Annotated in this window: 13 protein-coding genes and 1 pseudogene; 6 read left to right on the top strand and 8 right to left on the bottom strand. The window is 44.4% G+C overall.

All coding sequences use genetic code 11. The features are described from left to right. Positions 1–129 precede the first annotated feature (129 nt). Complete coding sequence (locus L5L98_RS09615; protein WP_263140330.1) at positions 130–615, bottom strand: glutathione peroxidase; 486 nt, start codon at positions 613–615, stop codon at positions 130–132. A 151-nt stretch (positions 616–766) separates the two neighbouring features. Here L5L98_RS09615 and L5L98_RS09610 point away from each other — a divergent pair, with 151 nt between their 5' ends. The 3 genes from L5L98_RS09610 to L5L98_RS09600 all read left to right on the top strand — a co-directional run bounded on the left by L5L98_RS09610 (position 767) and on the right by L5L98_RS09600 (position 3,453). Next, the gene (locus L5L98_RS09610) at positions 767–2,137 is read left to right on the top strand and encodes a magnesium transporter (RefSeq protein WP_028760672.1); all 1,371 of its coding nucleotides are present in this window, start codon (positions 767–769) and stop codon (positions 2,135–2,137) included. A 91-nt stretch (positions 2,138–2,228) separates the two neighbouring features. Then, entirely contained in the window at positions 2,229–2,747 is a 519-nt protein-coding gene (locus L5L98_RS09605) for a GNAT family N-acetyltransferase (protein ID WP_263140327.1), read from the top strand. Between the two features lie 166 nt (positions 2,748–2,913). Continuing rightward, complete coding sequence (locus tag L5L98_RS09600) at positions 2,914–3,453, top strand: YfaZ family protein (RefSeq protein WP_263140325.1); 540 nt, start codon at positions 2,914–2,916, stop codon at positions 3,451–3,453. A 63-nt stretch (positions 3,454–3,516) separates the two neighbouring features. Here the strand turns inward: L5L98_RS09600 and L5L98_RS09595 are convergent, their stop codons facing one another. Next, on the bottom strand, positions 3,517–4,368 hold the full coding sequence (locus tag L5L98_RS09595) for a DMT family transporter (RefSeq protein ID WP_131525349.1): 852 nt from the start codon (positions 4,366–4,368) through the stop codon (positions 3,517–3,519). 245 nt (positions 4,369–4,613) lie between these two features. On the opposite strand from L5L98_RS09595, the gene L5L98_RS09590 reads away from it, so the two are divergent. Beyond that, entirely contained in the window at positions 4,614–6,287 is a 1,674-nt protein-coding gene (locus tag L5L98_RS09590) for a diguanylate cyclase (protein ID WP_263140323.1), read from the top strand. Positions 6,288–6,450: 163 nt separating this feature from the next. On the opposite strand, the gene L5L98_RS09585 is transcribed toward L5L98_RS09590, so the two are convergent. The 5 genes from L5L98_RS09585 to L5L98_RS09565 all read right to left on the bottom strand — a co-directional run bounded on the left by L5L98_RS09585 (position 6,451) and on the right by L5L98_RS09565 (position 13,261). Next, positions 6,451–9,573 carry an NAD(P)-binding protein gene (locus L5L98_RS09585; protein WP_263140322.1) on the bottom strand — a complete coding sequence of 1,041 codons (3,123 nt, stop codon included), beginning with the start codon at positions 9,571–9,573 and terminating at the stop codon, positions 6,451–6,453. 237 nt (positions 9,574–9,810) lie between these two features. Beyond that, on the bottom strand, positions 9,811–9,972 hold the full coding sequence (locus tag L5L98_RS09580; RefSeq protein ID WP_006080915.1) for a hypothetical protein: 162 nt from the start codon (positions 9,970–9,972) through the stop codon (positions 9,811–9,813). A gap of 288 nt (positions 9,973–10,260) precedes the next feature. Beyond that, positions 10,261–11,652 (bottom strand): RsmB/NOP family class I SAM-dependent RNA methyltransferase, encoded by a 1,392-nt coding sequence (locus tag L5L98_RS09575; RefSeq protein WP_263140318.1) that lies wholly within the window; start codon positions 11,650–11,652, stop codon positions 10,261–10,263. Positions 11,653–11,887: 235 nt separating this feature from the next. Continuing rightward, positions 11,888–12,556, bottom strand: coding sequence for a glutathione S-transferase family protein (locus L5L98_RS09570; protein ID WP_263140316.1), 669 nt, complete (start codon positions 12,554–12,556; stop codon positions 11,888–11,890). Between the two features lie 78 nt (positions 12,557–12,634). Further along, positions 12,635–13,261, bottom strand: a complete 627-nt coding sequence (locus tag L5L98_RS09565) for a glutathione S-transferase (RefSeq protein WP_263140314.1) — start codon at positions 13,259–13,261, stop codon at positions 12,635–12,637. A 196-nt stretch (positions 13,262–13,457) separates the two neighbouring features. On the opposite strand from L5L98_RS09565, the gene L5L98_RS09560 reads away from it, so the two are divergent. After that, positions 13,458–14,054: a TetR/AcrR family transcriptional regulator gene (locus tag L5L98_RS09560; RefSeq protein ID WP_263140312.1), complete on the top strand. Its 597-nt coding sequence runs from the start codon at positions 13,458–13,460 to the stop codon at positions 14,052–14,054. Positions 14,055–14,147: 93 nt separating this feature from the next. Here L5L98_RS09560 and L5L98_RS09555 read toward each other — a convergent pair. Further along, positions 14,148–14,528: pseudogene (locus tag L5L98_RS09555) on the bottom strand (TIGR02453 family protein); the annotation flags it as partial. 65 nt (positions 14,529–14,593) lie between these two features. On the opposite strand from L5L98_RS09555, the gene L5L98_RS09550 reads away from it, so the two are divergent. After that, positions 14,594–14,776 (top strand): transposase domain-containing protein (locus L5L98_RS09550; protein ID WP_263140309.1); only part of this gene is annotated, 183 nt, incomplete at its 3' end.

Genomic DNA, 14,776 nt, shown 5'->3' with positions numbered 1-14,776 from the left:
TGATGAACATGAAAAAGACATTCACTGTTCAATACATTTGAGGGGCCTTGTACGGTTAAAGTTCCATAAAAAATTAAAATAAATCTAAATTTTTATAAATTGCAAGATTTCAAATAGATAGTGATTAAATTATTTTAGCAAAGCAGCAATTTTACTTTCTAATGCTTCGGGTTTGGTCGTTGATGCAAATCTTTCGATTGCTTCGCCTTGGCGATTAACTAAAAATTTAGTGAAATTCCATTTAATACCTTTAGTGCCTAATACGCCGGGAGCGGCTTTCTTAAGGTATTGATAAAGTGGATGCGTATGTTCGCCATTCACTTCTATTTTAGAAAATAGCGGAAACGTCACGCCAAAATTCAATTCACAAAAGGCTTGAATGCCTTGTTCATCGGCTTTTTCTTGGGCGCCAAATTGATTGCAAGGAAAGCCCAAAATCACTAATCCTTTATCTTTGTATTCTTGATATAGCGTTTCTAATCCTTTGTATTGCGGTGTAAATCCACATTCACTGGCGGTGTTGACGATTAAGAGTACTTTGCCTCGATACTGCTCTAAACTTACCGCGTTGCCTTGAATGTCTGTTGCTGATTGGCTGTATATATTCGTAGTCATGTTCACCTCCGTAGGATCTTAGCCAAACAGCATAAACCTTAAAATAATTTTCAGCAATATAATTGTGCGCAATTTATTTTGTGGGTTTGCTAATTTACTTAATTATCAATATAGTTACAGCAATTTTGTGGCTAAAGAAAAGGGCATCTGTGTGATAGAAAATGACGCAGAATACGAAACAAACATGCAAGCTGATGTGGGGCAAGTAGTTCAACAACTCACTGAAGTTGAAGGCGAAGAACAGGCTGAAGTGTTTAGTGAAATTCTGAATGACTCAGAACCTGGAACCATAGCCTTAGCGCTTGAGTCCTTGCCCTTGGATGAGCGTTATGAGCGTTGGCAGCAAGTTGAATTTGCTGACAGAGTGACTGTGCTGAGCCTAATGCGTGCCGATCCACGTATGGGGATCCTGAAGCGGATGCCTGACAATGAAGTGGATCTGTTATTTGCGCAATTAAGCCCAGAAGATTTAATTGAGTGGAGTGATTATCTTCCTGAAAGTTTTACCGATCGTGCCTTGGCTCAGATGGGAGAGCGTCAGCGACAACGATTCGAACTTTATGATCAATACTCTGAGAATGAAATCGGCCGTTATACCGATCATCAAATGTTGGTGCTCAGTGATAAGGCGACAGTTGCTCAAGCGCAGCGCTTCTTTCGCCGTATAGAGCTCGATTGTAACGACAATTTGTTTATCGTTGATGATCTGGATAAGTATCAAGGTACTGTTCGTCGTTATGATATTTTTAAACATAATCCCGATGAGTTATTGATTTCACTTTTGTCTGAGGACTGCCGTGCGTTATCCGCCGATACGAGTCTTTTGGAAGCGGCCGAAGCGATAGAGCACAGCCGCGAAATTGAATTGCCTGTGATTGATGAGTCCGGAGAGTTAATCGGCCGCGTGACGCTACGAACCGCAACGGCATTAGTGCGTGAGCATTATGAGGCGCAGTTGATGGCAACAGCGGGTATGGATGAATCCGACGACTTGTTCGCCCCGATTATGAAAGGTGCTCAGCGCCGTGCTGTATGGCTTGGGATCAATTTACTGACGGCTTTCCTTGCCTCAGCGACCATTGGTTTATTTGAAAATGTCCTATCGCAAGTGGTTGCATTAGCTGTGTTGATGCCGATTGTTGCTTCTATGGGCGGCATCGCGGGGAGCCAATCTCTAACGCTAATGATCCGCGGCATGGCCATGGGACAGATTTCGGCGGGTAACTTGTTTTCGCTAATGAAAAACGAACTCGGCATTGGCATAGTTAACGGATTTTTGTGGGCGATAGTGATAGGTTTAGTCTCTGGCTGGTGGTTCGGTGAAGCGACGATAGGTATAGTGATTGGCTGTGCGATATTGATTAATATGGCCGTTGCCGCTATTGCTGGGGTGATAGTGCCTATGGTGTTGCAGAAGTTTAATCAAGATGCGGCGTTATCGGGTTCAGTGATCTTAACGACTGTGACCGATGTGGTGGGGTTCTTTACTTTCTTAGGTATGGCGACGTTGTTATATCTGTAGCGTGGGCTCTTGGGTGAGTTTGGAAGATGAATGCACGGCAATTTGGTGTGCATTCAGCGTATGTTGGGAACATTAACGGTTTAATCTGGATATGAATAACATTCAGTTTGTTATAGGTGAAAAGCCGGAAGAATTAGCGCTGGCGGCACAATTAATTGATGGGCGTGATGATAATGCTCATCCGTTGGATCATCAGGTCTTTTTCCATTCCCGTGCGGTGATCTTAGCGAAAACTATCGAGGGTGAGATAGTGGGTTGTGCTGCGATAAAAGCTGGTAAAGGCACTGTTGATAAAGGCACTGTCGGTGAATTGGGTTATCTGGTGGTATCGCCCCATTATCGACGTCAAGGCATAGCACAAGGGTTAACTCATAAACGGATTGAGGTGGCAAAGGCCCTAGGAATGTCGATTTTATACGCCACTATTCGCGCCGAGAATACGTCGAGTCAAGCTAATTTATTGAAGGCAGGTTTTCAGTTTTGGCGTAATTATTTGAGTATCCGTGGCACAGGAAATACTGTGGGTTGGTATTACTTAGCTTTAAGCGTTAATGTCGATGTTGAAGCGATAATGCAGTCTTTAGTTGGCGATCGTACCCCTGTGGTCTAATTGTGTTGTAAGTGAAAGGACTTAGATCTTAATGTGTTTTTATCTTGTTTTACATTTGTATATTCCTCGCAAATAATCCCTCTTTATACGCAAATAGGCTGATTTTCTTTATTTATTCGGTATGATCCGCGGCTATTACCCACAGTCATTATTGAGGTGTTTTTTTATGGCTAAGTTCAGAGTAGCAAGTGTCTTATTATTGAGTGCAGCAGCGCTGCAAGTGAATGCGTCAGAATTTAATCTTGGGTTGAACAACGATGTGGTTTCAACTGAGTTAGAACTGCAATTGAACAGAGATACTAACGCGGTTTTGGGTTATATCTATGCGGATGAAGGCGGCCATATCGCTCAAGGTGCAATGCACATGACCCATGATGCGGGTGTGCATCACTTTGAGGTCGGTGCTCAGTTAAGCCAGCTTTGGTCTGACTATTCACCCAATGGCAGTGCTGTTTCTGTTGGTGGTCGTTATGCACTATCAATGGGACCCAATATTTCACTGCACGCTGCGGCTTATTATGCACCGTCTGTATTGTCATTTGGCAATGTTGATGGTCATTATGAATTAGACTCAAAAGTGCAATACCGTATAACGCCAAACATGGCACTTTATGTTGGTTACCGCAAGATTGCCTTCGAATACGATGATGCCCGCAATTTTACTTTCGAAGATGGTGTGTATATTGGCGGTAAATTCCGTTTCTAAGCACAAGGCATATTGATTTAGCTGTATTGCGATCGAGATGTCGAATTAAAGAGCCGGCCGAGGTTAACTTCGCCGGCTTTTCCATTTCGCCTTTAGCTCACTGTAGCTTGGCAATATGGATGAGAAAATGACTAATCCAATACCGATTAAAATCACTAGGCTGAGTTCTTCATCGAGTATCCACCAGCCTAACAAGGCTGCAAAAATCAATCCTGTATATTCTACTGGTGCCATTTGGCTCGCATCGGCACGTCGATAGGCATGGATGATGAGATAGGTCATGGCAATATAAAATAGTCCCAAAGTCAGCCCCACTTGCGCCACTGGTAAACTAAATTCGGCGCCTTCGTATAAGGTCGCAGGTATCAGAAATATCATCGCAAAGGCATTAGACCAAAAGAGCATGGAAAAAGGATGTTCATGGGTCGAATAGGCCTTTAAAATCAAACTATTCAATGCTGATGTTATGGCACCGAAAAAGGCTAAACCTATATACAGGTTAAATTCTGTTGGTTGGCTGATAAGCAAAATGCCGCTAAAGCCGATAAGACCTGCGACCATGCGTCGATAACCAATACGTTCATTTAAAAAAATGGCCGATAGTACTAGCAGTAACAAGGGTGAGGTATAAATCACGGCTGTTACTGTCGCGAGCGGAAGATGCAGAATAGCAAGCATAAAAATGGCGTTGCCCAGTCCAATCAATAGTGCGCGGGCGAGATGCACTTTGTAAAAAGGACTCAGTTTAAGATTACCCTGTAAGTGCCACACAAAAGGCAGTACAAGCAGAGTGGCAAATAATTGCCTGTAGAGCACCAGTTGAAAAACAGGCACATTGGTTTCAAGCAACTTAACCAATAGGTTACCGCTGGCAATCAGTAGTTGTGCGGCTAAAATCATCAATAGAGGCTGCATAGGATCCCAGCAAAAATAAGTCAGTATTGAGGTGTATCTTGAATTTCATGCCGCAGTTTGGACTTTGAGACTAAAATAGCATCATAAGGCATGGTATATCCGACTAATTTAGCCTAACTGATTGTAAAAAACTAAATGTAGCCATAAAGTTAACCTACAAATCCAACTATCGACTAAGATTGACAGCATTAGCATTTTCTTCATAGCTGTAAAAATGATCTATGGCCCTTTAACTAAATAAGCCGATGAACAAACTTAAACAAACTCTATTTGGGTGTTTTTTACTTTTCTTGTGGACATTAAGTCCCTCTGTATTAAGCGCTGAAATTGCGTTGGACTCCCCGTATTTGTTCCATGCTAAAGCGGATCAACAGCCTCCTGATCGGTTTGAAACCGTGCCCCATTGGATGGGACAACTCGACGAAGCTAGTTCGGTCAGCTTAACCGGTGGCGATTATTGGATGATTACACCTGTGATGGTCAATCAACGTCAATCAAACTGGGTAGTGGATGCAAGTAATTCGATTATTGAATCCGTAGATTATTGGATACTCGGCAGTGACGGCAGCGTACAACATGCCCACAGTGGCTACAGTGCTCCATACCAGTTTTTATTCGATTATGGCCGTAAGGTCACCTTGAATATGGGCACGGATTATTGGCTGGTGGTGAAGCTGAGTAGCCGTTATTACTCCTCTCCCCCTGAGATAGCATTGCAAAGTGTGGCGGATCATCAGTTGATGTCTGACCGTCTCGCAATGGCAGTGCTGCTGTGTTTAGGCGGATTATTGTTTATCGCCTTATATAATATTTTGATTTATATCTCTATTCTTGATAAAGCCTTTCTCTACTATGGCCTTTACGTATTTGCTTATTTTGGTGGCTGGGCACTGACTTTCCATTTGCCAGCACACTTATTTAATTTTCATTACCTTGAGTTGCATCATCTGTTTTTCATCAGTTTACCCATTTTTAATATCATGTTTTACAAGCACTTCCTGCAGTTGCCTAGTTACTCACCACGGCTGTGGCGTCTTAGTCAGTATTTAATGTTTGCCTGTATTGTGGCTCTGCCGACCAGTATTTGGTTGTTGTCCTATACGGCAATTATTGCCTCTGTACTGATCATGCTATGGATTGCTTTAGCGATTACCTGCGGTAATGTGTGTTTGATGAAAGGCTTTGCTCCTGCACGTTATTTTATTCTTGCCTTTACCTGCTTGCTGTTGCCTGCGGTGATTATTTTACCCGGAAATATGGGGCTCACTCCTGATTTCATTGAACATGCAGAGCTTGCGACTCTGATGGGCGGTACGGCTGATGCGTTATTACTGTCCTTAGCGTTAGCGAATAAGCTGAAATTACTTGCTGAGGAACGTAAGGCGCATATTGAAGAGTTAGCGATTGCATGGGAAAAGGCACGTTTAGATGGATTAACGCGAGTCGGTAATCGTTATGCTTTTGACGAATATATGAACTCACAATTAGGATTTGCCGATAAAGTCGTGCAACCAATGGCGTTAGCACTATTGAATATCGATAGTCTGAAAAGTGTCAATGAAACACTCGGCCATCAAGAAGGCGATAGATTATTGCTGTTGATAGTGCAGTTATTGCAAGCAACAGACTTAGCGCACATGAAGGTTTATCGTATTAGTGGTGACGAGTTTGTGATTGTGACGCCTTCTGCTGGTATCCAGTTATTACAGAGTGCTTTGAGTGGCTTAGGTGAAGAATTAGCAAGCCATGGTTTTAAAGATTGCCAGTGTAGCTTTGGGATGTCGTTAAACACTGAGGTCGCAGATCCCCATGAGTGGTTGCGTTCTGCTGACACTCACTTATATCAATCGCGTATGGATAAGCGTCGTCAAGAGTATGCAGATACTCGCGGTGTCGATGTGAGGCTACATTTAAGCTAGTTATTGAAAAACTTAAAGTAATGGTTTAAGTAGAGCATTAGAAAACATAAATGGCGCAGAATTTATCTGCGCCGTTTATGTTTTTATCTTAGATTTATTAGCTTCATCTTGCTTGGATTGAGCAGTGTCCAAGTTTGCGACTTAGCTAGATTTAAGGACGAGCTTAGAAGTCTTTTTCGCCCTTAATCACTGCAGGATTACCCGATATCGCTTTTGAAGTGTGCATTCCCGCCATCGTCGCCGCTTCGACGCAGCCCGCATTAAGGCCTGTCTTTATCCAATCGCCCGTCATATACAGGTTATCTATCCCTGTGCCGTCTGTCGTGATGCGATACTGCGAGCTGTCTTTAACCGATAAGACATAACGCTCGGATGGGTCTACATTTGCGCGCCAATATTGGCTATCGAAGCGGGCAACACCTTGGCGGTCTTGTTCATCGTGTAACCATTCCCAAGGGAAGCTATCACCGACATTTTGCCAAAGTTTATGGATTTCGGTATTGAGTTGATGGATAGCACCCGCTTTTGCTTCTAAGGTTTTCCGTTGTTGGAAATCTACATCCGAGCTTGGTGGATAGGCCTCGACAGGCAATGCCGAGCAAAAGTAACTGGCATTTTTAGGTTCTAAGCCGCGCCAATCTTCTTTGTCTAGTAGTTGGTTCATCGATGCCCAAGTATCGAAGGGTTCGGTGAAGCCCGATAATACGGGCTCCTCTCCATCTTCAGAGTAATTAGGCCAGCCTATTCCATTCAGATCTTGGTTCATCCACAGTTGATAGGCTTGAGTGGCGACAGTTTGCACCTTATCAACGCAAAGCTTGAGGGCTGGGCTTTGTGCCATAACTTCACTCGCCACGTGGGGCACAGAACCTATGGATAGACCGAAGATCACTTTGTCGAAATCTACGCCTTTGACTAAACGCTTTTTCGGCAGGGCTTTGCCAAAGTGAGTTTCATACACGCTGTCCCAATCGCTCCAGAAGTGTTCAAGATTGATATTATGGGCTTTAAGCAGTGCCGATTGCTCAGGCTCAAGCTGCTCATAATTGGGCGTACTCGGCCAGCAAGCGAGACCTTTCACATCGACTAAAGGATCGTATTTTGTGACAGTCGGCGCTAGAGCTACTTGCTCAGTGATCTCAATCGCTTGAATACTTTGATTGTGACATTCGAGATTATCAACTCGATTGAAGTAGTGGAAATTGACTCCGCGGCGTTTGAGCACTTCGTAAAAAGGTGTAAACACAACATCACCCATACCCGCCTGCATTTTCCACATTACGCCACCTTGATAGCACAGGGCAATACGCAGCATAGCGCGGATAATTGTGCCCGCTTCGACATTAGGTTTGTCGAAGTTCCCTTTCTCATAGGCAAACACTAAGTCGTAAAAACCGCGCACTGGCGCACTGTCGACTGTGTACTTAAGGCTGGCACCGTGTTTGGTTAACCATTCGCGATAATCATAGCCATTGATGGCATCAAAGCCTTTTTCAAATACATCGTCGGCAAACATGCCCTTGAGGATCGTGAGCCCCAGATCGGCGGCTATATATAAGTGGCGCAGTTCGTCATTATTATCTAAATGTCCGCTAAAACGTTTCACGAGTCTTTGATGCAGGGCATCGACAGCTGATTCTACAAAACCATCGTCACTTTCACTGTGTACATGCTCATCGCACTCGCGGCCAATCATTTGATTAAAATGGCATTCAAGCTTATCACCGAGTGCGTCGAGTGATTCTTTGGCATCTTCGACTGAATCCTCTAACTTATCTTTTAAACGTTCAAACCAGCTGCTATCGAGCCAGTTTTTAGGTGTTCCCATGGCTTTTTCATCTGCATCGAGCAGGTCATCCATGTCTTTGATCCATTCCTTTATCCACGCAAAGGCGACTTTAACGACTTTCCAGAAGGTGAGGGTTTCGGTGCCATCACCTGGGATGCCTGGTAGCATTGGGAAAGTGATTGGCCAACTCACAGAACGGCCATCAACTTCTTCCTGTAAGACGATGAAGTTATGGGGTTTAAAGGCATCAAAAAAAGTCGCAAGCGGCGCGTTTGCTGGCCTATCCAATTCCTCATACGCTTTACGCATTAGGGCAAACGCGTTTTGATAGAAACCAAACCAGATGTGTAAACCATGTTCTTCGATGCGTTGTCCCATAGCGGCATTGCGGCCACTAGCCCCTTTACCACCGATACGCCAGCCGAGTTGATAGACATCAATCTCATATTGATTCTGCCAGCCGGGTTTATCGGTTAGATAACAGGCTGCTGTCATTGCCGCGACACCGCCACCGAGAATGGCTATTTTCTGTTTTTTGATTTCGGAGTTATCGACTAATACCTCGCCGGGCGGCACTTCAAAATCGAAGTTCACATGGTAAGGGAGTAAAACGTGTTGCTCACCAATCTCGACCCCGAGCGTATCTTTTAACGGGAAGCTGGCATTATCAAAAATGGTCGCGACAAAATCATTTTTTAGCAGGGCAACACTGTGCACTTTATTCACTTGGGCTGGCGCGGCAACGATGGCTTGATAAATGGCTTTTTGCCCTGACGAGTCGGGGAACTGTTTTAGAAATACTTGATCGATAGCGGGTTTAAATAACAGATGAAATAGCTGCTCTTCGCCAAGCTGGTCAAGTTCTGGAATAAAATCGGTTTGTTCTTTAAAGAGTTGCCAAGTTTGAGCTATCGCTTCAAGGGTTGAAAGCTGTGCCTCGGGTTTGGCATCGCAATTCACTTCAATTAATGGATGCAGGGCAAGTTCGGTTTCGGGTGAGAAATGTAAAAAACTTTTGGTCTCAAGGGATAATCGCGTCAGAGGTTCGCCAACCGCTGGCATAGTGTATTCACATAAATACTTAGGATAACCAAAGAGTTCTCTGCCATTAATTAAGGCCATGGCATCGTTCACCCAAATGTGTAGTGGCTGAAAATACACTTGGCTGATTTGTTTACTGTCGCTGCTATCTTGGCGCCCGACCATGACCCAAGTGATGATGTCCGTTTCTTGGATCCAGCCCTTAGCTCTGTCCTCTGGATAAGCGGAATACGCTTTTTCAATTTGAGTGAAGGTTGTCAGTACGTAGGGAGACAGCACCTTAAAATACATTGCGCTGCCGGCAACTTGATTCAAGGTTTTATCGATAGAGCGTTGCTGGTTTTCCTGTTTCCCCTTAAGAAAAAAACCGTACATATCGGCTTTATTTAGCACTAAGGGCGAGTGCATCAACATACTGCCTTGGGGATAAATAAAGTCGGGGCGCTGTTTTTCCATGGCGTTCATCCTTAAATTTCAGTGTAAGTCCAATGATTTGGGAGTTATAGCCCAAAAAGCATAGGGCAAATAAGCAATTAAGCCCATTGATTTTACACTGGAATGATTAAGTATTTGAGAGGGGATAAGGGGGTTGAGTAGCAAGTTGGATATTATCCAACTTGCTCAGATTTGGCAGGTTTAGCACAGAACGAATTTGTAAAACAAACCCGTGAGAGCAAGGGTACTTAGATTTAGTTACTTCGATTTATTTTGGTAGAAATCCACCTCTGTATTATCGTCCGAGTAACGTCGCTTAGTATCTCTGCGGCGCTGTTTCACGCGTTTATTCTTTTGCTTACCTTTGACGTTATCGCCCCATGGCGCATCATCGTCGTCAAATTCATAGGAGTGTGACATGGTCAAAATTCCAAAAATACCTGTGCCATTCGCAGCACCCGATCTTTTTACCCAAAGGTGAGATGAAGCTAAAGCGAAATATTTCATCACTGATGGTGAAAAGTTTTGTCCAAAGGCTATATCTTGCCACTGAAATGGCCGTATCTGAGATTTCAATGGGGAATATGTGGATTATCATTATGATAATTAAAGGATAAGTGTAATTATCGTCGGAAATTATATTATATGATTGAAACTGGCGCCCAGAATGAAAGGCGCCAAGTTTTGATACAAAATAATGAGTTAGTGTTACTTGCTGCGCAGCATACGCGCGACAAACATACCATCACTATTCGCTTCAAAGGGCCAAACGGTCAACATTTCTGTTTGTTCACCCGTAAAAGGATGGCGTATCGGCGTGAGCGTGAACTCTGGATGTTGCTGTAAAAATGCTGTCACCACATCTTGGTTCTCGAGCGGCGACAAGGAACACGTGGCGTAAACGAGTACGCCGCCCGCTTTAACTGCGCGGCTACTACGGCTTAAAATATCGAGCTGTAACGCGGCTTTATCGGACACGGCTTCAACACCATCCAACCAACGCATATCAGGATTACGTCGCCAAGTGCCAGTACAACTGCACGGGACATCGACTAACACACCGTCGAAATGATCCGCTGGCACGGGGAGGGCATCGCTCTTCCAACGGGCAACGCTAATACCGTTAAAGTGAGCTCTTTGGGCGCGTTTAGTGAGTTCTTCTAGGGCATTGGAGCGAATATCTGACGATATAATGCTGCCCGTAGAGGGTGTTTGAGTATCAGCAGCCTTGGTCAGCATCAAAGACCGCAGTTGCAGGGTTTTACCGCCGGCACCACTGCAGGCATCCCACCAATGGGCATCGGGTTCTGGCGCGCAAATTTGCCCTATGACCTGTGAAGCCAAATCTTGGATCTCGATGTTACCGTCTATATACAGGGCGATTTCATTAAGATTCATACTCTTATTGCCAAGGTTAATCGCATCGTTAAAGTAATGACCATAACTAGCATCGATACCTATCGCTTGCAGCTGCGCCGCCGCATCTTGGCTAGTGATCCCTTGCGCGCGTCCCCAAATCGGTGGGCGACTAGACATAGCATTAATTAATTGCGTTTGCTGCGCTGTATCAACAGGACACACTTGCCAGAACCAGTCGGGTAATAAATCCTGTGCCTTAAACTCTGTCGCGGGAAATAAATGCTGCATTAGCGTGAGTTTGTCGTCGAGACTGTCAACGGCAAGTGCTTGAGCTTGTTGATAATCGATAGGCGACTGCGATAACTCATGCCAAGCAGTGGCGATATCTTGCCATGCATGGGCTTCCAATAACGCACTGGCACTTAGGCTGGCAAAATAAGTCGCTGATTCTTGTTGATCACCTATTCGCTGAAACCAACCCCACCAGCGAAATAGACTAAACAAAGATTCACGGATGACTTTACGATCCTTCGAGCCGTGTTTTTTATGTTCTCTAAAGTAGTTGGCCAGAATACGGTCGGCGGGCATTTTACTGCTTTGAATTTCATCGAATAATTGCTTAATTGTACTGGCGTAACTGAGTGCACGTTTTTGCGCTGGAGTGCTCGCCTCTGCATCTAACGCTGACGATGTGTTTGAGTTGGATGCTTTACCGGAAGAGAAGCTGCTTGGATTACCCATAAATTTAGCCTAGATCATGCTTCTGTGACTGCGCCTTATGTAAGAGGTGTAGCGAACAGAGGGGAAAAATAAGTGGCGCAGAGTGTAGCAGTTTTGCCCGATAACAGGCAGAAAAAAAGCCCCAAAGTAGTATCAACTTGCAGGGCTTTTTGTGGTTGGGTCACTGAGACTCATAGTGCATTCAGTACCAAAGGGTTATTTGCAGGCTATCGCTCAATTACCGCTTGGAAGGTGATTATTTCGTCACCATCTTTTGGATTTGCTTAGCCCGTTCTTCATCGCTCATTTCCACCGGTGGCGGTGTGATTATGCCTTTTTGGCACGCAGGTCTGAGCGCTAACTCATCTAACCAACGTTGCAAATGTGTCAGACCTTCCATATTGATGCCGCTCCACTCGTGGATGCGTACCCAAGGCCAAGTTGCAATGTCGGCAATCGTGTATTCGTCACCAGCAAGATATTGATTTGTAGCTAGTTGAGTATTCATCACCTCGAATAAACGTCGACCTTCTTTTTGATAACGGTCAATGGCTGCGGGGATTTTTTCAGGGAAGTACCTAAAGAATACGTTGGCTTGTCCCATCATGGGGCCGACGCCGCTCATTTGGAACATTAACCACTGGATCACCTGTGAGCGCTTTTTCGGATCGGCTGGCAGGAATTTACTTGTTTTTTCGGCGAGATACAGTAGAATCGCACCCGATTCGAATACCACAAAATCCTCGTTATCGCGGTCGATAATGGCGGGAATGCGACCATTGGGATTGATGGCGATAAACTCGGGCTGTTTTTGCTCACTGGTGCTGAAATCTAATTTATGGACGCGATATTCAAGTCCCATTTCTTCCAGTGCAATGGAAATTTTAAAACCGTTAGGGGTCGCGGCTGTGTATAAATCTATCATGATGATTCCTTTAGGTTATAACGCTTATAGCTACTCACTTTAGTGCCCATGAATATTCATCATCAGGCATTAGCGCCGCTATTTTTTAGGGGTTAACGATACTATGGCAGGACGCTGCGCCATAGTGATGAACCAAGCCTTAAGGTGCGGCAAGTTATCAGTCACTTCGATGTCTAAATTTTTAATAAAACTGATAAAAACGTAAGCCGAAATATCGGCAATACTGAATGCATCGCCTGCCACAAAGGCTGACGTGTTCAATTGTTGGTCTAAGCTTGGTAGGAAGTCAATGACCCTTTGACGTGATTCTACGCCCCAAGACTCGACACAATTTTCCCTGTCTTTATAGACGCCGCTTAAATTACGAAAGGCTTGAAACCCGACCATTAATCCTTGTAACTCTATGATGCGTTGCCACATTTCTACTTTGGCGCGCTCAAGTGGTGTATTACCAAACAGTGAACGCTCACTCGGGTGAATTTCGTCTAAATAGCGGCAAATGGCAACAGATTCACACAGGTAGCTGCCATCATCGAGTTCGAGCAGTGGAATGCGGCCATTTGCACTTTTGGCTTTAAACTCAGCGCTTAAATTTTCTCCTCCGCGGATATCGACGTTCACTCTTGGCACTTCTATGCCTTTTTCCGCAAGAAAAATACTGACCCGGCGTGCGCTGGGAGTCGGAGCTAATTCGTAGAGTTTCATCTAAAGTCCTGTAGTTTTTATCAGTGCTTTATGCTCGATTCGGGCATATAAGGCTTTTTCTGAACGTTCGGTTAGGTTAGAATTTACGCCATATCTAAACGAACAGTCAAGAATGATTTACCCCTCAACTTTCTGTAGTAAAGAGGAATGGTGAAGCTGATCATGAACGCGTATTCAAGAGATTAGGTCGCAGGCTATGGCACGGAGTTGTAATTTTGATCGGCAAGAAAAACTCATATTGGCGATGGAGCTTTTTTGGCAAAAGGGCTTTGCCGAAACCTCGATTTCCGATCTCGTCGGCCATTTAGGCATTAATCGATTTAGTCTCTATAACAGTTTCGGCGACAAGCAGAATCTTTATCGCGAGAGCCTCAGTTTCTACCTCGATAACTACTCCTTTGGCGCTTCAGATACTTTGCTGCATGAAAAAGCGGGCTTAGCTGAAATAGCAGCTTATTTAGCGCGCTTTGTTGCTTTGCAGCGGGAGCAAAAGTATGGCTGTTTTATGCAAAATGCTGTGCTCGAAAAGAGCCTCGACGATGAGAGTGTGCTGCAGGAATGTCAGCGATTATTTTGCCGATTACAGACCTCATTCACCCAAGTGTTACAAATTTGCCAAGCGCGTGGAGAGCTATTAGCCCATGTGCAACCACATCAAGTTGCTGCTTTTTTAGTGCTGCAATTACAAGGGATTAGAGTGTTAGGCAAGGCGGGCGAATATGAGTTGTTAGACAATGCGTTTGTTGTATTGCAAGACTATTTACGTAGTTTGAGTGCTAATCAGACGGCATAACTGCAAATGACATAGTTTGATTGGCCTAGGTTTTTGCCTAGGCCATGTTTTTTAGAAATCTATTTTTAAAAGTTTATTTCTAAAAGCCTATTTCTAAAAGTCCAAGTCCAGCGCAAAACACAGATAGGCCATCAGTTGAGTACAGTGTGCAAATTGCTCGGCACAAAAACTGGCTGCATCTGGGCGGCAGAGTTCCTCAAAGGCGATATTTTTAACTGCGATAAAATCTTTTCGTTTTAGCTCTATCAGCATAGGGTGGTTTTTATCAAATCCCTTTGGTGGTCGAGTTAAGCTATCGCCATCCATATTAAATCCATGACTTTGTAAGGTTTGTAGCGCCTTTTTATAGCCGTTGGGATTCTCATCGATACAAGTGCGAATGGCATTTAAGGCTTTCGATTCTGGGTGCCAAATCCCTGCGGCAATAAAACAGCCATCTTCGGCAATGTGTAAATATAGTCCCGGCGCATGCATAATGCCGATCAGTTAAGACAGATCGCTTGACGATCTCGCTGAAAAGATCAAAATCCGATGACCTCATGTCATCGGATTTTTTTATGCAACTCTCAGAAGCACTCGCCCGTACTCATATTACCCGCCTAACCGAATTCACCTGCTTAGCAGATGTGTTAGAACCTGAGTTAATTCAATCTTGCCTAGACTCTCAGGGCGTTGCGACGTTAAGACGGCGTAAATTGCCGATGGACGCGATGATTTGGGCC

The organism is Shewanella sp. SM23 (assembly GCF_025654295.1).
Classification (GTDB): Bacteria; Pseudomonadota; Gammaproteobacteria; order Enterobacterales; family Shewanellaceae; genus Shewanella; species Shewanella oncorhynchi.
Note: the sequence above shows the minus strand (reverse complement) of the source record. Positions and strands in the feature narration are given on the sequence as shown.